The organism is Cloacibacillus evryensis DSM 19522 (assembly GCF_000585335.1).
Taxonomy (GTDB): Bacteria; Synergistota; Synergistia; order Synergistales; family Synergistaceae; genus Cloacibacillus; species Cloacibacillus evryensis.
In genome coordinates, this window is sequence record NZ_KK073872.1 from 1,339,202 (window position 1) to 1,361,955 (window position 22,754).

19 protein-coding genes are annotated in these 22,754 nt (G+C 58.7%); all 19 read left to right on the forward strand.

The window, feature by feature from the left end:
* Window positions 1–74: 74 nt before the first annotated feature.
* The 19 genes from CLOEV_RS05955 (at window position 75) to CLOEV_RS06045 (ending at window position 22,537) form a co-directional block, all read left to right on the forward strand.
* A complete protein-coding gene (locus CLOEV_RS05955) occupies window positions 75–401 on the forward strand; it encodes a cupin domain-containing protein (protein WP_034442534.1) in 327 nt (108 codons plus the stop codon).
* Window positions 402–419: 18 nt separating this feature from the next.
* Window positions 420–1,598 (forward strand): iron-containing alcohol dehydrogenase, encoded by a 1,179-nt coding sequence (locus CLOEV_RS05960; protein WP_034442536.1) that lies wholly within the window; start codon window positions 420–422, stop codon window positions 1,596–1,598.
* A 135-nt stretch (window positions 1,599–1,733) separates the two neighbouring features.
* Window positions 1,734–1,970 (forward strand): 50S ribosomal protein L31, encoded by a 237-nt coding sequence (gene rpmE / locus CLOEV_RS05965; protein ID WP_008709730.1) that lies wholly within the window; start codon window positions 1,734–1,736, stop codon window positions 1,968–1,970.
* A gap of 144 nt (window positions 1,971–2,114) precedes the next feature.
* Window positions 2,115–2,804, forward strand: coding sequence for an FAD-dependent thymidylate synthase (thyX, locus tag CLOEV_RS05970; RefSeq protein WP_034442539.1), 690 nt, complete (start codon window positions 2,115–2,117; stop codon window positions 2,802–2,804).
* The gene (locus CLOEV_RS05975) at window positions 2,804–3,763 is read left to right on the forward strand and encodes a DUF1385 domain-containing protein (RefSeq protein ID WP_008709726.1); all 960 of its coding nucleotides are present in this window, start codon (window positions 2,804–2,806) and stop codon (window positions 3,761–3,763) included. The genes thyX and CLOEV_RS05975 overlap by 1 nt, the downstream gene beginning before the upstream one ends.
* On the forward strand, window positions 3,747–4,820 hold the full coding sequence (prfA, locus tag CLOEV_RS05980) for a peptide chain release factor 1 (protein WP_008709725.1): 1,074 nt from the start codon (window positions 3,747–3,749) through the stop codon (window positions 4,818–4,820). Before CLOEV_RS05975 ends, prfA begins: the two co-directional genes overlap by 17 nt.
* Window positions 4,821–4,822: 2 nt before the next feature.
* On the forward strand, window positions 4,823–5,671 hold the full coding sequence (prmC, locus tag CLOEV_RS05985) for a peptide chain release factor N(5)-glutamine methyltransferase (RefSeq protein WP_034442542.1): 849 nt from the start codon (window positions 4,823–4,825) through the stop codon (window positions 5,669–5,671).
* Window positions 5,672–5,739: 68 nt separating this feature from the next.
* Window positions 5,740–6,936, forward strand: coding sequence for a thioredoxin-disulfide reductase (gene trxB, locus CLOEV_RS05990; RefSeq protein ID WP_008709723.1), 1,197 nt, complete (start codon window positions 5,740–5,742; stop codon window positions 6,934–6,936).
* 126 nt (window positions 6,937–7,062) lie between these two features.
* Window positions 7,063–8,178, forward strand: a complete 1,116-nt coding sequence (locus tag CLOEV_RS05995; RefSeq protein ID WP_051484923.1) for a M48 family metalloprotease — start codon at window positions 7,063–7,065, stop codon at window positions 8,176–8,178.
* Window positions 8,179–8,232: 54 nt separating this feature from the next.
* Window positions 8,233–10,065, forward strand: a complete 1,833-nt coding sequence (gene dnaX, locus CLOEV_RS15885) for a DNA polymerase III subunit gamma/tau (protein ID WP_083829573.1) — start codon at window positions 8,233–8,235, stop codon at window positions 10,063–10,065.
* A 2-nt stretch (window positions 10,066–10,067) separates the two neighbouring features.
* Complete coding sequence (gene dnaE / locus CLOEV_RS06005) at window positions 10,068–13,484, forward strand: DNA polymerase III subunit alpha (protein WP_008709720.1); 3,417 nt, start codon at window positions 10,068–10,070, stop codon at window positions 13,482–13,484.
* 22 nt (window positions 13,485–13,506) lie between these two features.
* Complete coding sequence (gene mtrB, locus CLOEV_RS06010; protein ID WP_008709719.1) at window positions 13,507–13,740, forward strand: trp RNA-binding attenuation protein MtrB; 234 nt, start codon at window positions 13,507–13,509, stop codon at window positions 13,738–13,740.
* 14 nt (window positions 13,741–13,754) lie between these two features.
* On the forward strand, window positions 13,755–15,512 hold the full coding sequence (gene pyk, locus CLOEV_RS06015; protein WP_008709718.1) for a pyruvate kinase: 1,758 nt from the start codon (window positions 13,755–13,757) through the stop codon (window positions 15,510–15,512).
* Window positions 15,512–16,357 (forward strand): deoxyribonuclease IV, encoded by an 846-nt coding sequence (locus CLOEV_RS06020; protein WP_034442545.1) that lies wholly within the window; start codon window positions 15,512–15,514, stop codon window positions 16,355–16,357. Before pyk ends, CLOEV_RS06020 begins: the two co-directional genes overlap by 1 nt.
* A gap of 78 nt (window positions 16,358–16,435) precedes the next feature.
* Window positions 16,436–17,263 (forward strand): diadenylate cyclase CdaA, encoded by an 828-nt coding sequence (gene cdaA, locus CLOEV_RS06025; RefSeq protein ID WP_008709715.1) that lies wholly within the window; start codon window positions 16,436–16,438, stop codon window positions 17,261–17,263.
* Entirely contained in the window at window positions 17,256–18,587 is a 1,332-nt protein-coding gene (locus CLOEV_RS06030) for a CdaR family protein (protein WP_034442548.1), read from the forward strand. The genes cdaA and CLOEV_RS06030 overlap by 8 nt, the downstream gene beginning before the upstream one ends.
* A gap of 53 nt (window positions 18,588–18,640) precedes the next feature.
* Complete coding sequence (locus tag CLOEV_RS06035; protein WP_034442551.1) at window positions 18,641–20,008, forward strand: phosphohexomutase domain-containing protein; 1,368 nt, start codon at window positions 18,641–18,643, stop codon at window positions 20,006–20,008.
* Window positions 20,001–20,891 (forward strand): UTP--glucose-1-phosphate uridylyltransferase, encoded by an 891-nt coding sequence (locus CLOEV_RS06040; protein ID WP_034442554.1) that lies wholly within the window; start codon window positions 20,001–20,003, stop codon window positions 20,889–20,891. The genes CLOEV_RS06035 and CLOEV_RS06040 overlap by 8 nt, the downstream gene beginning before the upstream one ends.
* A 212-nt stretch (window positions 20,892–21,103) precedes the next feature.
* Window positions 21,104–22,537 (forward strand): transposase, encoded by a 1,434-nt coding sequence (locus CLOEV_RS06045; protein WP_034442556.1) that lies wholly within the window; start codon window positions 21,104–21,106, stop codon window positions 22,535–22,537.
* The last annotated feature ends 217 nt before the right edge of the window (window positions 22,538–22,754 follow it).

Sequence of the window (22,754 nt, forward strand, 5' to 3'; positions counted from 1 at the left end):
CGCGGCTGGATTTCAGTGGTTTGCCCTGCCGGCCGGATAGACTACTTTATTGACGAAAGAGGGAATTGAGAGATATGTTTGTACTGGACAGTCAGATCGCGTCGGAGGAACTTGGCAGCGGCGCCATAAGAAAGATCAAGGGGTATATCGACGACCTGATGCTCGTCGAACTTACATGGAAGGCTGGGCAGGAGGGGGTACTGCACCACCACCCGCACCGCCAGTGCGATTATGTGGTGAAAGGGAGCTTCGAGGTTACCCTTGGAGACGAGAAGAAGATACTCGGCCCCGGCGACTGCTTTTATGTGAAGGCCGACGTTCCGCACGGAGTCAAGGCGCTCGAGGACGGCGGCATACTGCTTGATATATTCACGCCGATGCGTGAGGACTTTATAAAGTAAGGATAGAGGTTTTGTCAGATGCAGAATTTTGTCTACTACGCGCCGACGAAAGTCGTATTTGGAAGAGATGCGGAAAAAAAGGCGGGGGCTCTTATCCGCGAACAGGGATGCAAAAAGGCGATGGTCGTTTACGGAGGCGGCAGCGTCAAGCGAAGCGGGCTGCTTGACCGTGTGCTCGCCTCGCTGGACGAAAGCGGCGTCTCCCATATCGAGCTGGGAGGCGTGGTCCCCAATCCGCGCCTTTCAAAGGTCCGCGAAGGGATCGGGCTCGTCCGCCGCGAGAAAGCCGACTTCCTGCTCTCGGTGGGCGGCGGCAGCGTCATCGACACGGCGAAGGCGATCGGTTACGGCGTACCCTACGAGGGGGACGTCTGGGATTTCTACACCGGCAAAGCCACGGCCCAGGCCAGCCTGCCTATGGGCTGCGTGCTGACGATCGCCGCCGCCGGAAGCGAGATGAGCAACTCCAGCGTCATCACGAACGAGGATGGCGGCCTCAAACGCGGATGTAAGAACGACCTCTCGCGCCAGCGTTTCGCGGTGCTGAACCCAGAGCTGACCTACTCGCTGCCGCCCTATCAGACGGCGAACGGCGCCGTCGATATCATGATGCATACGATGGAGCGCTACTTCACCACGGAAAAGGACCTTCTGCTCACAGACGCGCTGGCAGAGGGGCTTATGCGCACGGTCATGGAGTGCGCGCACACGCTGCGCGGCGACCCGGAAAACTACGCCGCCCGCGCCAATATGATGTGGGCCTCCAGCCTTTCGCATAACGGCCTGATGGGCTGCGGCACGGTCGAGGACTGGGCCTCCCATCAGATCGAGCACGAGCTCAGCGGCATGTTCGACTGTTCGCATGGCGCCGGGCTGGCGGCGATCTGGGCCTCCTGGGCACGCTATGTCATGGACGCGGACTGCGCGCGTTTTGCCCGGTTCGCCGTGAATGTGATGGGCGTGCCCCGCGGCGCGGACGACAGGGCGACGGCGGAGAGGGGCATAGCCGCCGCGGAGGATTTCTACCGCTCGATAGAGATGCCGACGAACATCAGGGAGCTCGGCTATGAGCTCAGCGGCGAACAGATCAACGAGCTTGCCGAAAAGTGCACCTACTATGGAACGCGCACGATCGGAAGCTTCAAAAAACTGGGCCGCGAGGACATCGTGAAGATTTACGAGATGGCGCGCGGCTAGAGACGGAAAAAGTTTTGCGCCGGACTTATCGATCGGACGGGAAAAATAAACAACAATAACTTGCGTCAGCCGCCGATCTGGCATATAATACATTGCTGTATGTTAGACGTACTTGAACATCTGGAGGTGCAATAAATGAAGAAGGACATCCACCCGAAATACGAAGTTTGTAAGGTGACCTGCGCCTGTGGCAATACATTTGAGACGAAGTCCACAGTGGGCGACATGAGAGTTTCTGTCTGCAGCGCGTGCCATCCTTTCTACACAGGCAAGAAGGGCCGCGTCATCGAAGCGGGACGCCTTGAAAAGTTCCGTCAGAAGTATGCCGGTGTGAACTACGGACAGAAGAACGTAAGCGAGACCGCCGAATAGCTTTTCGATTTAAGAGGGGTCGCCTGCGCGAACCCCTCTTTTGTTTTCTTGTCTCAAAATACGAACAGCTCCTCTCCCCGTGGGAGGTTGACGATAAAGTAAGATCAGCATTGACAGCTGACGACAGATAGGAGTGATGCCGGAATGAGCGTTTTTGTGAAACTTATCGCCGCGACGCCGGAGGCGGACAGGGTCGTCGCCGCCGCGGCGAAAATATGCTACAGCCCGTCGGGGGCGGCCGAAATACTTGACGGCCTCGACCCGGCAAAGACCGCTTCGTTTTTGAAAATGCTGCGCGAGGCGGGGCATCTCTCCCCTTTTGAACACGCCTCTTTCACCTTTGCCGTCGAGGGCGTGAGCCGCGTTGCGACGCACCAGCTCGTGCGCCACAGGATGGCCAGCTACTCCCAGCAGAGTCAGCGTTATGTAGGAATGACCGGCAACGAGTGTGTCGTGCCGCCCTCGGTAGAGGCTGACGCGCGCGCGCTCGCCGTTTTCAAGGAGCAGATCGAATCCGCGCAGCGCGCCTACGATGAGCTGGTCTCTCTCGGGATTCCGAAGGAAGACGCGCGTTTCATCCTGCCGCACGGAGCGGAGACGCGCATCGTGGTCACGATGAACGCGCGCGAGCTGCATCACTTCTTTGCGCTTCGTCTCTGCCGCCGGGCCCAGTGGGAGATACGCGCGCTGGCGCGCGAAATGCTGCGCGCGGTGCGCGAAGCCGCGCCCGTGCTTTTTGTCACTGCCGGCCCCTCCTGCGTTACCGAGGGAGCCTGTCGTGAGGCGCATTCCTGCGGGCAGCCGTACAAAGATATGGAAGACATGCTCTCATAATGAGGATATCCGCGCTGCTTCATGTGATGTTTTCGGCGGTCATGGACCTGCCTCCTAAAAGGATACCGGTGGGCGGGCAGGCCGTCATTGAAGGTGTGCTCATGAAGGGACCGGAGCATTGGGGGCTTGCCGTCCGGGAGCCGAACGGGACGATCTGCCTGAAATCATGGCTCGGTTCCGAGTGGCTGAAGGGCGGCCTCTGGAAATGGCCCGTCGTCCGCGGCTTCGCCACGATGGTGGAGATGATGAGGATCGGGATGAAGGCGCTCTCCCTCTCCGCCGATATCAGCCTTGGCGAAGAGGAGAAGATATCCCCCTTTGAGATGGTGCTTTCCGTGGGGGCCGCGCTGCTCGGCGTCGTCGGGATATTCCTCGCGCTGCCGATGTTCGTTTCGGAATATCTCACGGGGCATTTCGCCCTCTCTCACTTCGGCAAAAACATCGTCGAGGGAATCCTGCGCGGCGTGATCTTTGTCGGCTACGTGGCGGCCATCTCCATGTGGAAGGATATCGCCCGCGTCTTTGAATATCACGGCGCGGAGCACAAGACGATAAACGCCTACGAGCACGGCGCTCCGTTAACGCCCGAGAGCGTGGCGCATTATTCACGCATCCACCGGCGCTGCGGGACCTCCTTCCTTTTAGTCGTAATAGTCGTGAGCATTATCGTATTTTCCCTGATCGGCGGCGGTTCCGTGCTTTGGCGCGTGGGCAGCCGGGTGGTGCTGCTGCCGCTCGTGATCGGGCTCTCCTACGAATTTATCCGCGGTGCTTCCAATTCCGACACCTGGGGTAAATACTGTATAATGCCCGCGCTTTCGCTTCAATATATAACTACGCGCGAACCCTCCGCCGATCAGCTGGAGGTCGCGATCGCCGCGCTTGACGTGGCGCTTGATCCTGACAAAGAAAATAAAGATACTACATCGGGTGGTGCAGAGGATGGAACTGATAGATAAACTTAAAGAGATAGAGGCCAGTTACCGCGAGCTGGAGCTGAAAATGGCCGATCCCGCGGTGGCGAACGACCCCCAGGAGATGCAGACGCTCGGCAAGAAGCATGTCGACCTTACTCCGATCGTCGACGCGTTCTCCCAGTATGAGGCCGTGCTTCAGGGCATCGCCGACGCGAAAGAGATGATCAACGGCGACGACGAAGAGATGCGCGAGCTTGCCAAGGAAGAGCTCGCCGCGCTCGAGGAGCGCGTGCCGGAGCTTGAAAAGGATATCCGCGTACTGCTGCTGCCGAAGGATATCAACGACGACAAGAGCGTCATCATCGAAATACGCGGCGGCGCAGGCGGCGAGGAGGCGGCGCTCTTCTCCGCGAACCTCTTCCGCATGTACACGCGCTTTGCCGAACGCCAGCGTTGGAAGACGGAGGTCATCTCCGGCAGCGAAACCGGGATCGGCGGATTCAAGGAGATAGTCTTCCGCGTCGACGGTACCGGAGCTTTCAGCATGCTCAAGTTCGAGAGCGGCGTCCACCGTGTCCAGCGCGTCCCCGAGACGGAGGCGAGCGGACGCATCCACACCTCTACGGCGACCGTCGCGGTATTGCCCGAAGCGGCCGACGTCGACGTCGAGATCCGCTCGGAAGACCTTAAGATAGACACCTACCGCTCCAGCGGCGCCGGCGGACAGCACGTCAACATGACGGACTCGGCGGTGCGCATTACCCACCTTCCCTCCGGGATCGTGGTCACCTGCCAGGACGAACGTTCGCAGATAAAAAACCGCGCGAAGGCGATGCAGTTCCTGCGCACGAAGCTCTACGACGCCGAACTTCAGCGGCAGAACGCCGAAATGGCGGCGGAGCGCAAGGGGCAGGTGGGGACCGGCGACCGTGCCGAACGCATCCGTACCTATAATTTCCCGCAGAACCGCCTTTCAGACCACCGTATAAACCTGACGCTCTATAAACTCGACCAGATACTCGACGGGGACCTCTACGAGCTTATCAGTATGCTCTCCGAGGCCGACCAGGCCGAGAAGATGAAATACCTTTCGGTATAGGCATGCGGCTGCGGGAGCTCCGCCGCCGCTGCCGCGAGACGCTGGTTCTCGCGGGGGCGGCCAGACCGGAATATTCGGCGGACCTCATAATATCCCGGCGGCTTGGCATCGGCCGGGCCGAGCTTTTATACAAAGACGACGAGATCCCCGCGCAGAGCTGTGAGGGGATTTTTGCTGCGGCCGCCAGACGCGCGCAGGGAGTCCCTCTCGCCTACGTGCTTCACGAGGCGGAATTCTACGGCTATCGTTTCAAGGTCGGACGCGGCGTCCTTATACCGCGGCCGGAGACCGAGCTGCTCGTGGAGGCGGCCCTTGAATATTTCCCGCGGGGGCGCGGCGCGCGCTTCGCCGACTGGTGCACCGGCAGCGGCTGCATCGCGCTCTCCCTGCTGCTGGAAAACGGGGCGCTTACGGGGTTGGGGATCGACAAGAGCCCGCAGGCGCTCCGCTGGGCCGCGATCAACAGGAAATTCCATCACCTTGAAGACCGCCTCGCCCTGCTTCGCAACGCCGAGCCCTCGGAGGCCGCCATTGACGGTGAAAGCCTCGATTTTATAATCTCCAACCCTCCGTATATCCCGGAGGGGGAGATGGCGGGGCTGATGCCCGAAGTCCGCGACTATGAACCGCACATGGCGCTGAACGGCGGAGCGGGCGGGCTCGCGCTCTATAAGAAATTTTTTCGTTCCTTCCCGGGGTTTCTGAAGCCAGGCGGACTGCTTTTGCTGGAAACGGCCGGCAGCTCCCAGATTTGTGCGCTTGAGGGGCTTGTTTCAAGTGAATTTGTTCTCATGAATAAAATTTTGGATTATAACGGAATAATTCGCCATATTATATGGCGCAAAAGATAAAATTTAATATAATGATAGCTATAAGAAAATTTATCAAGAATAATATTCTTTGAGGAAGGATGTTAATCATGGAAAAGAGAGAACTCGTAATAATCGGAGCCGGCCCGGCCGGACTCGCGGCCGCGGTATACGGACGCCGCGCGGGGCTTGACACGCTTATCCTGGAAAAGGGTATCCCCGGAGGTCAGATCAACATCACAGATGAAATCGAAAACTGGCCCGGTACCATCCATTCAACAGGTTCCGAGCTCGGAGAGACCTTCCGCAAGCACGCCGAACACTTCAAGGCTGAATTCAGAGACTGCACGGTGCAGAAGATAGATCTCAGAGACGGAGGCAAATTCGTCGTCACCGACAAAGGCGAGATCGAGGCCGAGGCGATCATCCTCGCGACCGGCGCGAGCTTCAGGAAGCTCGGCTGCCCCGGCGAAGCCGAATTCACCGGCGCCGGCGTCAGCTACTGCGCGGTCTGCGACGCGGCCTTCTTTGAGGGCGAGACGATCGCCGTCGTCGGCGGCGGCAACGTCGCGGTCGAAGAGGCCGGCTACCTTACGCGCTTTGCCGATAAAGTATACATCATCCACCGCCGTGACGAATGGCGGGCCGACCGTCTGGCGATAGAGCAGGCGCTTGCCAACCCGAAGATCGTCCCCGTCTGGAATTCGGTCGTGGAGTCGATCGAGGGCGAGGGCGTCGTTGAGAAGCTCGTACTTAAAAACGTCAAGACCGGCGAAGTATCCGACCTTCCCGTGGCGGGCTGCTTCGTTTTTGTCGGCACCGAGCCTAACGTAGCCTACCTCCAGCCCGAGAACTCGGTCGTCAAGCAGACCAGAGGCGGCTGGATCGATACCAACGATAAAATGGAGACCTCCGTCGAAGGCGTCTTCGCCGCGGGCGACATCCGCGACAAATACCTGCGTCAGGTCGTGACCGCGGCCGGCGACGGCGCGGTAGCCGCGATGGCCGCCTACGCCTACATCACGGAGCAGCTCCACCTTCGTTCAGTGCTCATCGACCCGGAAGAGGTGGTCGCGCTCTTCACCTCCAGCATAGATCAGGGACAGGTCCAGCTCCAGGTCGCGGCGGAGAAGTTCGCGAAGGAGAGCGGCAAAAAGATCGCCTTCATCGACGGCTACAGGAACGGCAAGATGGTCGAGAAGCTCGGCATCGCGAAGCTCCCGACGATCGTCGAAATGAGGAAGGGCGCGATGGTCCGCTCCGCCGAACCCACAACGATCGAGGAGATCAAAAACTTCCTCGCGTAGAGATCGCGGTAATTTAAGACATAAAGGGCGGGAGGCGTTTTCAGCGTTCTCCCGCCCTCTCTTTTTCGGTATAATAATAGAGAACGCTTTCGCAGCGAAATGTTTGCCGAAAGGGAGGGCTGAGCGATGATGAAAAAGACGGCGCTGTTTGCAGCGGCGCTTATGATGTTCTTTCTGCCCGCGGGCTGCGCATGCGCGGCCGCCTCGCCGGAGCCGAGTGAGAAAACGATCAAGCGCGAGTTAAAGATCGGGCGCAAGGGGGCGGAGGCGATCGAGAAGCAGGTGCCGCGCGTCCTTGACCCGGCGGCGGAGGCCAGGTTGGCGATGATAGCGGCGAAGCTAACGCCGTATCTTCAGCGCGACCTTGAATACAGCGTGCGCATCCTTGATATGAAAGAACCCAACGCCTTCGCGCTGCCGGGGGGAAGGACATATTTTACGACCGGCATGCTCGAATTCTTGAAGAGCGAGGATGAGATCGCGGCGGTCATGTGCCATGAGTTCATCCACGCGGACCGCGCGCACGGCATCGTGCAGGCGAAACGCAACAACCGGCTCACTCTGCTGACTATCGCGGGGCTCGTCGCCGCGACTCAAGCGGGAGGGGACTCGGGCGCGGGGATCGCGGCGATGGCGAACGGCCTTCAGACGGCGCTGATGAACAGTTACAGCATCGAGCTGGAAAAGGAGGCGGACGCCAGAGGTATAGACGTCCTTTATAAGGCGGGTTACAACCCGGCGGCGATGCTGACGATGATGGAGCGCATGAAGGTGGAGAAGCTCAAGCGCGCCCAATACCAGATGGGGATATTCCAGACCCACCCGGAGGAGGAGGAGCGTGTCGACGCGGCGCTTAAATATCTGCGCGACAAGGGTATCGAGATACAGCGCAAGGATGTCGTGCAGTCGCTGAAGATAAAGACCGACACTGTCTCCGGCGACGCGCGTCTCTATGTGGACGACGCCGTATTGCTCTCCGTCCCGGCGACCGAAGCCTCGCGGAAACTCTTCTCCGAGCTTGGCGAGCGCCTTGACAGCACTCTCGAACTGGAGCTGGCCCCATATGACATAAAGATACTCGGAGAGAAGGGGAGCCAGTCCCTCGTGATAAGGCGCAAGACGATATTGACCGAGGAAGAGCTGCTGCCGGGGATGCCGCCGCTTGCCGAGCTGCGCGACCGGATAAACGATGCGCTTAACAGGTCGCGCCGCGGAAATATGCTGACGGATTATTTCGATTAGGAGCAAAGAGCGGGTTTTTCCTGTAGAATGTGTAAGGATTAATCGAGGAGGGGTATGATGTATATTTCACTATACCGCAGATACAGGCCCCAGACATTTTCCGACATGGTCGGGCAGAGCGCGGCTGTCGGCGTGTTGCTGGAATCTCTGCGGGAAGGCTCTCTTGGGCATGCCTATCTTTTTTCGGGGCCGCGCGGATGCGGCAAGACCTCTGCCGCGCGCCTCGTCGCGAAGTCGCTTGACTGCCTTAACCGGAGCGCGGACTGCGAACCGTGCGGCGAATGTGAGAACTGCCGCGCCATCGCCGCCGGCGAACATCTTGACGTTATCGAGATAGACGGGGCCTCCAACCGCGGGATCGGAGAGATCCGCGACCTTAAGAGCCATGTGAGCCTGAAGGCGCTCTCCGCCTCCTATAAGGTTTATATAATAGACGAGGTCCACATGCTGACGGACGCCGCTTTCAACGCGCTGCTGAAGACGCTGGAGGAGCCGCCGGCGAATGTCGTATTCCTGCTGGCGACGACGGAGCCGCACAAGGTCCCCGTGACGATACGCTCGCGCTGTCAGCACATACCATTTCACAGGATAACGATCGCCGATACCGTGAGCCGCCTCCAGCATGTCTGTTCGCGGGAGAATATAGAGGCCGACGAGGAGGCCGTCTGGGAGATCGCCCGCCAGGCGGACGGGGCGCTGCGCGACGCGCTGTCGCTCACGGAACAGGCCGTCGCCCTCGGTCGCGGCAAGCTCTCTCTGGAGAGCGTGCGCGAACTTACGGGGGGCAGCAGCCGCACCGAGCTGGAAAAGTGGGTGACGATGCTGCGCACGGACCCGCAGGGTGCGGCCTGCGCGCTTCATTCGATCATGGCGCGGGGGATATCTTCGGAGCGGCTCTGTGAGGCGCTCTTCGTGCTCTTCCGCGACCTTTGGCTCTACTGCCTGTGGAACGAACGGGCTCTTGAAGCTCTTGAAACGTCGAGCGCGGAACGCGATTACCTGGCCGCGGAGGCGCGGCATTGGGACCGGGATAAGCTGCAGGCGGCCTGTATGCTCTGCAGCCGCCTGCTGCCGCGCACGCATTATGGGATGAAGGGCGACATCTTCAGCGGCCTCGTCTTTATGGAGCTGCAAAACATACTGAACGGAAACGCCCAGCCGCCGCAGCCTTTACAGAAGAGGGAGCCTTCGCCGCCGCCCATCCTCCGGCAGCCTGCGCCGGACGCGCAGCCGCCGCGCGTAGAGCCTGCCGCCGCTCCGGCCCCGGTACGGCAGGAAGCTCCGTCCTTCGAGCAGCTCCCGCCGGCTGAAGATTTCTGGATACCGCCCGAGGAGGAATTCTCCTTGCCGTCTCAAGAACGCCCTTCCCGGAAAAAAACGCCGGAAGCCGCGCCGCCTTTCGCGGGGCAGCCCGACATGCTTTTCGCTAAAGAAGCTCCTGCCTTTGACGTCGCGGGGCTTTGCGCCAAACTCGGAGACAATGAATTTTCACGGCTTATCGGCAATCTCTCCTCCGACTGGCTCGCGATCGCGGCCGCGCTGCTGCGCGCGGAGCTTTCGCGCCGCGACGGCGCGCTTGAGGTGAAGTTTGAGCGGCAGATGCCGGCAAAGAACTTTCTCTCCATACAGCATAACCGCAGGGCGCTCGTCTGCGCCGCCGCGAAGCTGTGGGGCGTCGCGTCCGGCGAGGCTCCTCAGCAGCCGCAGCATACGGCGGAGCCGGACGAACCGGCTCCGGAAAAATCTCCCGCCGAGCCTGAGAGCGAAGAAAACGAACAGGCCGCGGAGCGGTCGCTTACCTCTCATGTGCTGCGACTGGCGGGGGCGGAGGTGCTCTATGTGAAGAGCCTCCACGCAAATGAAGATGAATCTGAGGGAAATGAATAAATATGGATAAACCTTTCGTACACCTCCACGTACATAGCGAATACAGCCTGCTCGACGGGGCCAACAAGTGTTCAGCCCTTGCCGCGACGACGCGCGACATGGGGATGAACGCCGTCGCGCTGACAGACCACGGAGTCATGTTCGGCTGCGTGGAATTTTACAATAAGTGCAACGAGGCCGGAGTTAAGCCGATACTCGGCTGCGAGGTCTACGTGGACCCGAACGGGCATACCTGCCGCGAGGGAAAGAGCCAGAACCACCTGATACTGCTCGCCGAGAACGAAGAGGGGTACTATAACCTCACAAAGCTGGTCTCGATCGCCAACACAGACGGTTTCTATTACAAACCGAGAATAGACCATGAACTGCTCGCGCGTTACAGCAAGGGGCTGATTTGCTCCTCCGCCTGCCTCGGCGGCGAGATACCGCAGTTTATAATACAGAATAACATCGAAGCGGCCTACGACCGCGCGAGGCTCTACAGCGACATAATGGGCAAGGATAATTTCTTCCTGGAAATACAGTCCAACATTATTCCCGAACAGGCCCTTGTGAACAAGACGCTGGTCGAGATGTCCAAGAAGCTTGACCTTCCGTTGATCGCCACCAATGACGCGCATTACTTGAAACGCAGCGACGCCGAGTGGCATGACATCCTGCTCTGCGTGCAGACGGGGAGCATCGTCACCGACGAGAAGCGTTACCGCTTCACGGGCAGCGATTATTACTTCCGTTCGCCGGAGGAGATGTGGAACATCTTCGGCGGCGAACTGCCGGATTCGTTGACCAACACGCAGCTGATCGCCGACCGCTGCGAGGTAAAGCTGAAGACGGGCCATTATTACCTGCCGGAATTTCCGCTGCCGCCCGGCGAGACGCTTTCGACGCACCTGCGCAGGCTGGCCGCCGAGGGGCTTCGCCGCCGGCTCAAGACGGAAGAGCCGCCGCAGGAGTACCTTGACCGCCTCGAATATGAGCTGGGGATAATCGAACAGATGGAGTTCCCCGGCTATTTCTGCATCGTTTCGGACATCATCATGGCGGCCAAGGCCCGCGACATCCCGATCGGCCCCGGACGAGGCTCGGCGGCAGGCTCCCTCGTCGCCTATTCGCTTGGAATAACCGACCTGGACCCGATAAAGTATAACCTGCTCTTCGAGCGCTTTCTCAACCCTGAACGCATAAGCATGCCCGATATCGACACAGACGTATCCGACAAAGGGCGCGAAGAGCTGATTGCCTACATAGTCGAAAAATACGGCACCGATCACGTCTCGCAGATAATAACCTTCGGGCGTATGAAGAGCCGCGGCGCGATCAAGGACGTGGGCCGCGCGCTGAATATACCGATCGCCGAGGTGAACGCGATCGCGAAGCTGATCCCCGCGATGCCGACGCCGGAAATAAAGGACATCAAGGGAGCCCTCGAACATGTGCCGGACCTCAAGGCCGCCTACGACGGCAAACCGGAGATAAAGAAGCTCGTCGATACTGCCATGAATATCGAAGGGCTGGCGCGCCACTGTTCGCAGCATGCGGCCGGCGTCGTCATAACGCCGAAACCGACGAGCGACATGGTGCCGGTGCGTAAATTCGGAGAGAATCAGGTCGCGACGCAGTATTCGATGGAACCGGTCGAAAAGCTGGGACTTGTAAAGATGGACTTCCTCGGCCTGCGCACCCTTTCGGTCCTTGACGGAGCGGTGAAAAACATCGAATCCAACGGCAAGGGGAAGATAGACCTTAACGAGATCCCTATAGACGACGCAAAGACCTATGAGATGCTGCAGCGGGGGGACACGCTCGGAGTGTTCCAGCTTGAATCCTCCGGCATGACGGCGCTGGTGCGCCGGCTGCGCCCCGACTGCTTTGAGGATATGATCGCGCTCGTCGCGCTCTACCGCCCGGGGCCGCTGGAAAGCGGCATGGTCGACACATATGTGAAATGCAAACACGGCGAAGATACGGTGCGCTACCTCCATCCGAAGCTTGAGCCATACATGAAGGACACCTACGGGGTCATCCTCTATCAGGAGCAGGTCATGCAGAGCGCGCAGGCGCTGGCCGGCTACACGCTCGGAGAGGCGGACCTTTTGCGGCGCGCGATGGGGAAGAAGAAGAAAGAGGTCATGGAGAAGGAGCGCGTGAAGTTTGTCGAGGGCGCCGTCAAGAACGGCGTCGACGCGGCGAACGCGGGAAATATCTTCGACATTATCGAAAAGTTCGCCGGCTACGGCTTCAACAAATCGCACAGCGCCGCCTACGGGCTTATCGCCTACTGGACGGCCTGGCTGAAGGCCAACTATGGGCCGGAGTACCTCGCGTCGTACCTTTCCAGCCTCATCGGTTCCAAGATGGAGGTCCTCGGGCAGTACATCCGCAGCGTAAGGGACGCCGGCTATCCGGTCCTTCCGCCGGATATAAACGAATCGCGGGAAGATTTTACCGTCGTAGGCGAAGTCATCAGGCTCGGCCTTTCGGCGATCGCGAAGGTGGGAGACGCGGCGGTCGCGAATATCATCGAAAGCCGTGAAAAAGCCGGGAGGTTCACCTCGTTCTGGGATTTCCTCACAAAAATAGACACAAGGCAGGTCAACAAAGGGGTCATAGAAAACCTCATCAAGTCCGGTGCCTTTGACGGCCTCGATCCAAACCGCGCGCGGCTTCTCGCCGCGGTGCCGCAGTTCGTCGATCAGGCCTCGCGGCAGGCGCAGAATACCAACCAGGCATCGCTCTTCGGCGACGAGGACGAAGAGTATCTCATGCCGGAGATGCCCGAAGTCGAGGACTTCAGCGAGCGTCAGAAACTTGACCTTGAGAAGGAAAGCATGGGGCTCTACATCTCGGGGCACCCCTTCGACCATTACGAGGAACAGGTCTCGCCCTATATCACCTGTCCGATAAGCGAGCTCGGGCGCTGGCAGTCGCACCAGCCGGCGGTGACGGCTGGGCTCCTCTCAAGCGTCGCGGAAAAATTCAGCAAGACCTCCGGCAACCCTTACGGCACCGCCGTATTCGAGGACAACAGCGGCACCGTCGACGTGATGATCTTCGGCAGCCGCTGGACGCAGTTCAAACCGATACTGCAGGCCGGCTCGCTGTACTTCCTGAAGGGCAAACCGCGCGAGGACCGCGGAATATCGATAATGGCCGATGACATCTTTACGGAAGAGGAGTATAAATCCAAGCTGGAACGCCGCGCGATAGTGACCGTGGAATGCGAGGGGCTCTCTGATAAATTCTACGAGGAAATGTTCAGGCTGCTGACAAAACATCCCGGTAAGAGCGAGATAATCCTCAAGCTTGTTGGCGCCGAAGAGACGACCGTGTCGCTCATAAAGAGGATAAAGATAAATGTGACGGAGGAGCTTAAAAAAGAGCTCGTAGAGTATTCAAACGGATTGGCAAGCTGTATTTAGACAACAAAAAGGAGACGGCGAGATGGCGGAAAACGGACAGCCTGTCGGGGAATATATTGCCGTGAAGGCCCTGGAAAACGGGGTCACTGTCACGGGTGTGACGCGCGGCGCGGAAAATAAATTTCTTCACACGGAGAAGCTTGAGGAGGGCGAAGTTTGGATCGCCCAGTTCACCGAACATATCTCCGCGATGAAGATACGGGGCCGCGCCAGGGTGATAACCGCGCACGGAGAGATCGAGAGCGGAAAGAACTGAGAAAGGTAAGACAAATGGATAAGATGAAACGCAAGGTGAAGATAGTCTGTACGATCGGCCCCGCTTGTTGGGAATATGACACCCTCTTCAAAGTGGCGGAGGCCGGCATGAATGTCGCGCGCCTGAACTTCAGCCACGGCGATTACGCTTCCCACGAGCGGACTCTGAACAACGTCAGGGCCGTGGAACAGGAGCGGCAGATGCCGATCGCGGTGCTGCTCGACACCAAGGGACCGGAGATACGCACGGGAGAGCTTCCCGGCCACGGCAAGATCACATTGAAGGCTGACAGCCTCTTCACCCTCTTTTTTGATAAACGTGAGGGGGACGAACACGGCGTTTACATCGATTATCCGCCTCTTGCGAACGAAGTGAAGAGGGGACAGTCGATCTTCATCGACGACGGGGCGATAAACCTCGAGGTCGAAGAGGCGACGCCGGAAGGAGTCGTCTGCCGTGTGATCGTGGGCGGCGAGCTCGGGGAGCGCAAGGGCATCAACGTCCCGGGAGCGGACCTCTCCGTTCCGACGCTTACGGAAAAGGACGTCGCGGACCTTCTCTGGGGCGCGGCCCATGACGTGGACTACGTCGCGGTATCCTTCGTCCGCAACAGGGAGGACATTATCGAGGTGCGCCGCATCCTGGAAGGAGCCGGCGCGAAGGCGAAAATAATCGCGAAGATGGAGACGCGCCAGTCCGTGGAAAATATCGACGAAATCTTGTCTGTCGTCGACGGGATGATGGTGGCGCGGGGCGACCTTGGCGTCGAGATGAATACGGAGGACGTGCCGATGGTCCAGAAGGAGATCATCGAAAAATGCCGTATGCAGGGCAAACCGGTGATAGTCGCGACCCAGATGCTCGATTCGATGATACGCAACCCGAGGCCGACGCGCGCCGAGGCAAACGACGTGGCTAACGCGGTGATCGACGGGGCCGACGCCGTCATGCTCTCCGGCGAGACGGCGGGAGGCAAATACCCGGTAGAGGCCGTTGAAACGATGCAGCGGATAATCATACGCACCGAAAAAGATACGGAGCTGTGGCGCAGGAAGCCGCGCACGACGCCGCCGGTATGCGAGACGGCCGACGCCGTGAGCCACGCGGCGCGCGACGTCGCGAAGGAGGTCGGGGCGGCGGCGATAGTTTCGCTCACTTCGAGCGGCGGGACCGCGCGTATGGTCAGCAAATACCGCCCGCCCTGCCCGATACTCGCGATGACGCCGGCGCTCTCCACCTGGCGGCAGCTCTCGCTGGTCTGGGGCGTGATGCCCTGCATATGCCCGATCACGGCGGAACTGGAAAAATCGGTGGCCAACGCGATCTCGCTGATAAAGCGTGAGAACCTCGTCGAAAACGGCGATAACATCGTCATCACATCGGGAGTCCCTCTTGGCGAACCGGGAAGCACGAACATGCTGAACGTTCTGAGGATCGGCAGCATCATCGGCAAGGGAATGTCGCTTGTCCGCAAGCGGCTTACGGCGCCGGTCTGCCGGGCGGAGACGCCGGAAAAGGCGATCGCGGAGATCAGCGGGGACAAGATACTGGTGATAAAGAAGAGCACGAAGGAATATATTCCCGCGCTTGAAAAGGCCGGGGCGATAATCACCGAGGAAAACGGCCTCACCTCCCACGCCGGCGTCATCTCCCTCAACAGGGGCGTGCCGTGCGTCACCGGCGTGGCGGGGATCATGGACGAAGTGGAGGACGGCATGGTCATAACGGTGGACGGAATACCGGGACTGGTCTACGCTGGAAGGGCATACTGATGGCCCGTATCGGGACTCACGTCTCGGTAGCCGGCGGCCTGGACAAGGCCTTTGCGCGCGCGGACGCCCTCGGGTGTGAATCGATGCAGATATTCACGCGCAGCCAGCGCCAGTGGCAAAGCAAACCCGTTTCACTGCAGGAGGCGGAGGATTTTTACCGCGCCTGGCAAAGATCGTCGGTGGAGACGGTCGTCTCCCACGCCTCGTATCTGATAAACATCGGCTCCTCGGACGCGGAGATGCTCGTGAAAAGCCGGCGGGCCCTCCGTGAGGAGGCCGAACGGTGCCACCAACTGGGGATAACGGACATCGTGCTCCACCCTGGATTTGCGAAAGAGGCGACGGCGGACGAGGCGATAGAGAACATCGCCGCCTCCCTCCGTCAGCTTTTTGAGGATACGCCGGACTTCCGGGCGCGCGTGCTGCTGGAGACGATGGCGGGGCAGGGCACGGTGATCGGCGCCGATTTTGCCCACTTCTCACAGATAGGCGAGCTGCTGGACTGGCATCCGCGCCTCGCCTTCTGTGTAGACACCTGCCATGTGTTCGCCGCCGGTTACGACCTCCGTTCCGCGGAGGCCTACGAGCGGTTCATCTCGCTTATCGACAGGCACGTCGGGACGGACAACGTCCTCTGCTGGCACCTCAACGACAGCAAGGCCGCGAGGGGGAGCCGCCTTGACCGCCACGCCCACCTGGGCGAGGGGGAGATCGGGCTGCATCCGTTCGCGCTGCTGATGAACGACGTCCGTTTTGAAAATATCCCGACGATCCTCGAGACGCCCAAAGAGGGCGTCGGCGACGAAGGGAACCTTTCCTTCCTGCGAAAGGTACGCGGCGGATGATGCGCCTCTGATCGGCGGGACGCCATTGTGGATTTTGCGCTATAATCTATAAACAGATAAACGAAAAGGGGTGGGCCCTTGGCTTTTTTTGACCTGCGTTGGCAGGACTTTCTTGATATCCTGATAGTCGCTTTTTTGATATACAGGGTCCTTATGTTGCTTGTCGGCACGCGCGCGATGCAGCTTTTGCGCGGCGTGCTTATCATCGGCTTCATCGGGGCGGTCGCGAACATCCTTGAACTGCGCAGCCTCTCCTGGATCATCGGCAAGATGCTCGGCGCCTTTATCATCGTCGTTCCGGTGCTCTTCCAGCCCGAACTGCGCCACATGCTGGAGGAGCTCGGCAAGGGCCATCTCTGGAAGGTGGGCCGTAATGAAGAGGACATCGACCTGCGCGCGGATCAGCTCTCCAAGGCGCTGACCTACTGCCAGTCGCAGCGCATCGGCGCGCTCTGCGTGCTCCAGCGCGACACGAGCCTTAAAGAGGTATGGCGTACCGCCGTCATGCTCAAGGCAGATATCACCGAAGAGCTTCTCATCTCCATCTTCTGGCCCGGCACGCCGCTCCACGACGGGGCGGTGGTCATGGACCAGCAGAGCATCGTCGCCGCCGGCTGCTACCTGCCGCTGACGGAAAAGACCGATATTTCCCGCTGGTACGGAACGCGCCACCGCGCGGCGCTCGGCGTCACCGAAATGTCCGACGCGATCGCCCTCGTCGTATCGGAGGAGCGCGGAGAGATAACCGCCGCCGTCGGGGGACATTTTTCAAAGCCGCTCAGCGAAGCGCAGCTGAAGAAAATATGCAGCCACTATTTCAGTTTTGAGAGCAAAGAGACCAACTTCATGGACCGCCTCAGGGAAGAGATCCAGCAGCAATGGGCGGGAGGCGATAAAAATGTCTGATAACAGAAAGCGGATCGAGGCTTACATAATAAAAAAACTGCAGGCCGTCAACGGACGCATCGTCGGCCTGAGCAATAAACTTAATTACAAGGGAGATTCCGTATTCCAGTCAAAGGTATTCCTCGTCGGCGTCTCCGTCTTCATCTCGGTCCTCTTATGGGCCTTCGTCGCCCTTGACGGGAACTCCGACGCGGCGCGTACCGTGAGCGCCGATATCAAATACATAAACCTTCCGCGCGGATTTTCCATCTACGCTCCGGCGAAAAAGGCGGAGCTTAAGCTCGTCGGCAAGATAAACATGCTCTCAAGCGTGCTGCCTTCGGACATCGTTGCCGAAGTCGATCTCGCCAATCTGCAGCCCGGGAAATACAACCTGCCGATCAGGCTCGAAGCGCCGTCGTTCGCGCGCATCCGCAGCTGGCAGCCGTCGGTCGCCGAAGTGGAAATATACCGTCATGTCGAACGCACGCTTACGATCACTCCCAAGACGGAGGGCACGGCCCCGGAGGGGATGGTCGTAAGCTCGGTAAAGCTCGACCCAGACAGCGCCGTCATCAGCGGCCCGGAAAACGACGTGCTGGCCGTGCAGGGACTTGAGGCGGCGGTGCAGCTCGACAAGCTCGACGCCGACGGCAAAATGAAGGCGCAGGTCATCATCAGGACGGCTGCCGAAACACAGCTTGCGGGTCCGTCTCAAAACAGCAGGCTATCCGTCTCTCCGACGGAGACGAACGCCGCCATCGCCTTTGAAAACGAGATCGTGGGCGAAAGGATTCCCGTCAAGGTCTCCGTGGTAGGGCAGCCGCAGGAGGGACTGCAGGTGGAGTCGATAAAGGTGATCCCCGACAGCGTCTCCATCCGCGGCAGAAGCACGGCGGTCAAGAAAATGCAGTCGCTCGTGCTGCCGCCGGTCGATATATCGGGCCTGGACCAGAACATCCAGCTCATGATACCGATGCAGCCGGCGGAGATAGACCCCGACGTAGAGATAACCGGGACAGACCGCGCCAGGGTCGAGATCCGGCTGTCGAAGAAGATGAGCGCGAAGACCTTTACGAACGTGCCGCTCATCGTCGAAGGAGCCGAGCCCGGCAAAGAGTGGAAGGTCTCGCCGCACGGTGTCAGCATCACGATAGAGGGGCCGCAGCTTGCCATCGACTCGCTGGGCGGATCGTCTTCCGCCCCCTGCGAGCTTTACATCGACGTTTCCAATATCGTAACGAAGCAGATGGAGCTGCCGGTGCTGGTAAAGAACCTCAAAAAAGAATTCCAGGTGGTCCAGATAGAGCCGGAACAGGTGCTGGTGACTGCTGTCGACGATTAATTTTTATCTTGCGTGGATTTACGTATAACTTTCTGAGAGGGGTTACATACGAAATGGCAGAGGAGAAAAAGAGACGATTTTTCGGAACGGACGGCGTGCGCGACATCGCGAACAGCGGTATGATGAGGCCTGAATCGGCGATGAAGCTCGGAGCCGCCTACGCGCTCTTTTTGCGCGGGCGCGGCACGGGACGTCCCGTTATAGCGGTGGGACGCGACACGCGCCGTTCCGGCGAGATGCTCCAGTCGGCCCTCATGTCGGGGATCGCCTCGGCGGGCGGCAGCGCCGTCGACCTTGGCGTAATACCGACGCCCGGAGTCAGCAGCGTCGCCTCGCGCAACAAATTTGACGGCGGCGCGGTGATAAGCGCCTCGCACAACCCGGCGGAATACAACGGGATAAAATTCCTTGACAAAGACGGCTTTAAACTCACCGACGACGACGAGGCCGACATAGAGGCGATATTCCTCAATGAGGACGGCGGCCGCTTTGCGGCGCCAGAAGCGATCGGCGGCGTCAGCGACGGCTCCGCCTACCGGGCCCAATACGCGGACCGGCTGCGGCAGGTCGTCGGCGAGATCGAGGACACTTCCTACCCGATAGTCATAGACGCGGCTAACGGCGCGGCCTCGGACTTCGTCGAGCCGCTCTTCGCGCAATGGCGCGGAGGCGTGACCTTTATGGCCAACCGTCCCGACGGCCTCAACATCAACAAAAACGTCGGTGTCACCCACATCGGGACGCTCGCCTCCGAGGTTGTCAGAGGGGGAGCCGCGCTCGGCATCGCCTATGACGGAGACACGGACCGCGTGCTGCTCTGCGACAGCCGCGGGCGCACGCTCGACGGAGACATCATGCTCTGGGTCATCGGACGCTGGTTCGCGAAACGCGGCGTGCTCGGCGCGGGCGTCACGGCGACCGTGATGTCCAACATGGTGCTGGAAGACCTCCTCGCGGAAGATGGGATAAAGGTCTTTCGCTGTCCCGTCGGTGACCGCTACGTGCTCGATACCATGCGGCGCGAGGGCGCGCGCATCGGCGGCGAGCAGTCCGGCCACATCATCGCCCTTGAATACGCCAACACGGGCGACGGCCTCTGCGCCGGCATTCTCTTCCTTAAAGCGGTCGCCGAGCTTGGAGAGGATATATCGACGCTGGCCGACCGTTTCGAGCGTTATCCGCAGGTGCTGCGCAACATGAGGGTCGACGACAAAGACAGGATAATGACCAGCCCGCTTGTCGGCGCGGCCGCCGAAGAGGCGGAGCGGCTGCTGAAAGGCAGGGGGCGGATGCTGCTGCGTCCCTCGGGAACGGAGCCTCTTATCAGGATATTCGCTGAATCGCGCGACGCCGGACTGATGAATCAGGCCGCCGACATCATGGAGGCGGCGATAAAAAAGGCGGTGGAGAACCATGGCTGATAAGGCATATCACCCGGTAAAAAAGGCGGTTTTCCCCGTTGCGGGACTCGGCACGCGCTTCCTCCCAGCGACGAAGGACATCCCGAAGGAGATGATGCCGCTCGTCGACCGGCCGCTCATCCATCACGGCGTCGACGAGGCCGTAACCTCCGGCTGTACGGAGGTCGTCTTTGTCACCGGGCAGGGCAAAGAGAGCATCCGCCGCTACTTTGAGCCCTCTGACGAGCTCGTCTCGCTGCTGCGCGAGCGCGGCAAAGAAGAACTTGCCGCCGTCGTGGAAAATATCCACAGCCTCGCCGATTTCTACTACGCGTTCCAGGAAAAACCGCTCGGCCTCGGACATGCCGTACTCTGCGCCGAGGAATTTTGCAAAGACGAATATTTCGGCCTGCTGCTGCCCGACGATGTGATGATCGCCGAACCGCCGGTCCTTTCGCAGCTTGAGGCCGTGAGAAAAAAATATAATTCCTCCGTGCTCTGCGTGGAGCAGGTCGCGGAGAGCGAGGTCTCGCGCTACGGCATCGTCGACGCCGAAGAGGTCGAGCCCGGGATATACAGGGTGAGGGGGCTGGTCGAAAAGCCGGAACGCGGGGACGCGCCCTCGAACCTCGCGATCATGGGCCGCTACCTGCTCTCGCCGAACATCTTCCGCCATCTGCGCGAGCTCAAACGCGGCGCGGGCGGCGAATACCAGCTCACCGACGCCATCTCCTCGCTGCTGAACGAGGAGCCGGTCTACGCCGCGCTCTACAGCGGAAAACGGCTGGACTGCGGCGTCAAAGAGGGCTGGATCAAAGCGACGGTCGTCAAAGCGCTCGAAGACCCGGAGCTGCGTGAAATAGTCCTCGCGGCTGTGCGTGAAAGCGGCCTGCTGATGAGATAAAATGTCGCCGGAGCTACAAAGCGAAGTAAAAATTAAATTAAACTCAAACTTTTCCATAGTCTAGGGACCATCCGAGCGTAACTTTCTCACACATATAAAAGATATTCTGCAATAGCAACGTATTTATTTACTGTTTGCTATTGCAGAATATCTCTTTTTGTATTATAATCATAGTACTTACTGGGTACTATATACATCTTGGAGGTCTTGACATGTCTATGCCTGATTGGGTCGCAGCTTACAAAGGTCCGGGAAAAGAGATCAAGGAACAAAACGGTAGGTTTTATCTTTACGAACGCACTACTGTTTACGATAAAGAAAAGAAACGCGCCAAAAAAATCTCCGGCGCTTATCTTGGACGTATCACTGAGAACGGCTTGATTCCTAAAAATAGCTGTTTAGTGAGCGCAGAGCCTAAACCCGACGTGGAGTACGGCGCGTCTAAGCTGCTGTTTGATATGTCCGGCGATATCCGCACTGAACTTCAGAAGCGTTTTCCTGAGTGCTGGAGGTATATCTACGTTTTAGCGCTGCTGAGGATCGTTTCTATGGAGCCGTTCAAGCGCCTCCATGAAGGTTATGTGCGCTCTTTTCTTTCTGTGGAACTGCCGGGGCTGGATCTTTCTTCAAAAGCTATGTCCGGTTTTCTTGCGGCGCTTGGCGACAGACGTCCCGCGATGGTCGATTTTATGAAGGGTTTTGTTTCCGGCACGGAGTATATCCTTTTCGACGGCACTCGCATTCCTTCCCATTCTGATAATATGCTGAACGCTAAGCAGGGGTATTGTCATACGCCTGATTATTCCCCTCAGATCAATCTTATGTATGCCTTTTCTCTCAAGCCTGAGGCGGCTCCCGTCTATTATCGGACGTTTGCCGGAAATATCTGCGATGTCAGCTCTTTTCGCGAGGCAGCGGCTGAATCTGGTGTGAAGGATATGGTGGTGATTGCAGATAAGGGTTTTGGTTCTGATTATAATTTCAAGATGATGGATTCGTGCGGTCTGAAGTATATAGTGCCTCTTCGCAGGAACAGCAGGTATTTCAATAAGGATAGGATAGGCACCAGGGATTATAAGGGGACTTTTCTGTTTAACGACCGCCCTGTCTGGTTTTTCGAGGAGATAATAAAGGACGCGGACGGCAATGCGGCGGGCAAGGTGGTTACTTATCTCGACAAGGACCTTGAGCTTCGGGAGCAACGTGATTACATGAGCAGGATCGCGTCGCATGTGGATGGTTATACCGAAGAGGGGCTTTTTGAAAGGGCTGGAAAGATGGGGGTATTGCTGATACGCACTAATATTGAAGCGGACGGCAGGAATGTCTATGAGTTTTATAAGAAGCGGGCTGCGATTGAAGAATCGTTTGACGTATTGAAGAATACGCTTGAGGCCGATGTAAGCTATATGCAGAAGGATGTTTCGTTTGAGGCATGGGCTTTTATCAACCATATTTCTCTGATGATAATTTACAGGCTTTATTCAAGAATGAAGGGGGCGGAGATGCTGCAAAAGTTTTCGATTCGCGACTGTATCTTTTATCTCTCCGGAATCCGTAAGCAGCTTCAGGGCAAGGAGTGGAAAACGACCATTATTACCAAGAAGACCGCAAAGGTTCTGGAGCTTCTGGGATTAAAGGTCTAAACCAAGAAGCTCCTGGTAACTTCCTCTAGTACCTAGAAGATAGAAAAGTTTGGGATTAAAGCAAACACACTGACCATAGCCGGGGGATGACGGGGCTCTTTAATCGTCTCCCCGCAAATCCTCTGTGCGGGGACCGGCGGCTTTTGGTTTTCCCGTGTTGAACCCCTTGAAGCCGCTGGATTCCCGATAGGAGCGTTCGGGAATGACAAACCAACGT

What these genes read in the sequence shown, in the direction of transcription:
- CLOEV_RS06030 (WP_034442548.1), top strand. Translation starts at nt 17,256, where the DNA reads ATGTCTGATAACAGAAAGCGGATCGAGGCTTACATAATAAAAAAACTG.
- mtrB (WP_008709719.1), top strand. Translation starts at nt 13,507, where the DNA reads ATGGCGGAAAACGGACAGCCTGTCGGGGAATATATTGCCGTGAAGGCC.
- CLOEV_RS05960 (WP_034442536.1), top strand. Translation starts at nt 420, where the DNA reads ATGCAGAATTTTGTCTACTACGCGCCGACGAAAGTCGTATTTGGAAGA.
- CLOEV_RS06040 (WP_034442554.1), top strand. Translation starts at nt 20,001, where the DNA reads ATGGCTGATAAGGCATATCACCCGGTAAAAAAGGCGGTTTTCCCCGTT.
- trxB (WP_008709723.1), top strand. Translation starts at nt 5,740, where the DNA reads ATGGAAAAGAGAGAACTCGTAATAATCGGAGCCGGCCCGGCCGGACTC.
- dnaX (WP_083829573.1), top strand. Translation starts at nt 8,233, where the DNA reads ATGATGTATATTTCACTATACCGCAGATACAGGCCCCAGACATTTTCC.
- dnaE (WP_008709720.1), top strand. Translation starts at nt 10,068, where the DNA reads ATGGATAAACCTTTCGTACACCTCCACGTACATAGCGAATACAGCCTG.
- rpmE (WP_008709730.1), top strand. Translation starts at nt 1,734, where the DNA reads ATGAAGAAGGACATCCACCCGAAATACGAAGTTTGTAAGGTGACCTGC.
- CLOEV_RS05995 (WP_051484923.1), top strand. Translation starts at nt 7,063, where the DNA reads ATGATGAAAAAGACGGCGCTGTTTGCAGCGGCGCTTATGATGTTCTTT.
- prfA (WP_008709725.1), top strand. Translation starts at nt 3,747, where the DNA reads ATGGAACTGATAGATAAACTTAAAGAGATAGAGGCCAGTTACCGCGAG.
- CLOEV_RS05955 (WP_034442534.1), top strand. Translation starts at nt 75, where the DNA reads ATGTTTGTACTGGACAGTCAGATCGCGTCGGAGGAACTTGGCAGCGGC.
- CLOEV_RS05975 (WP_008709726.1), top strand. Translation starts at nt 2,804, where the DNA reads ATGAGGATATCCGCGCTGCTTCATGTGATGTTTTCGGCGGTCATGGAC.
- CLOEV_RS06020 (WP_034442545.1), top strand. Translation starts at nt 15,512, where the DNA reads ATGGCCCGTATCGGGACTCACGTCTCGGTAGCCGGCGGCCTGGACAAG.
- pyk (WP_008709718.1), top strand. Translation starts at nt 13,755, where the DNA reads ATGGATAAGATGAAACGCAAGGTGAAGATAGTCTGTACGATCGGCCCC.
- CLOEV_RS06035 (WP_034442551.1), top strand. Translation starts at nt 18,641, where the DNA reads ATGGCAGAGGAGAAAAAGAGACGATTTTTCGGAACGGACGGCGTGCGC.
- thyX (WP_034442539.1), top strand. Translation starts at nt 2,115, where the DNA reads ATGAGCGTTTTTGTGAAACTTATCGCCGCGACGCCGGAGGCGGACAGG.
- prmC (WP_034442542.1), top strand. Translation starts at nt 4,823, where the DNA reads ATGCGGCTGCGGGAGCTCCGCCGCCGCTGCCGCGAGACGCTGGTTCTC.
- CLOEV_RS06045 (WP_034442556.1), top strand. Translation starts at nt 21,104, where the DNA reads ATGTCTATGCCTGATTGGGTCGCAGCTTACAAAGGTCCGGGAAAAGAG.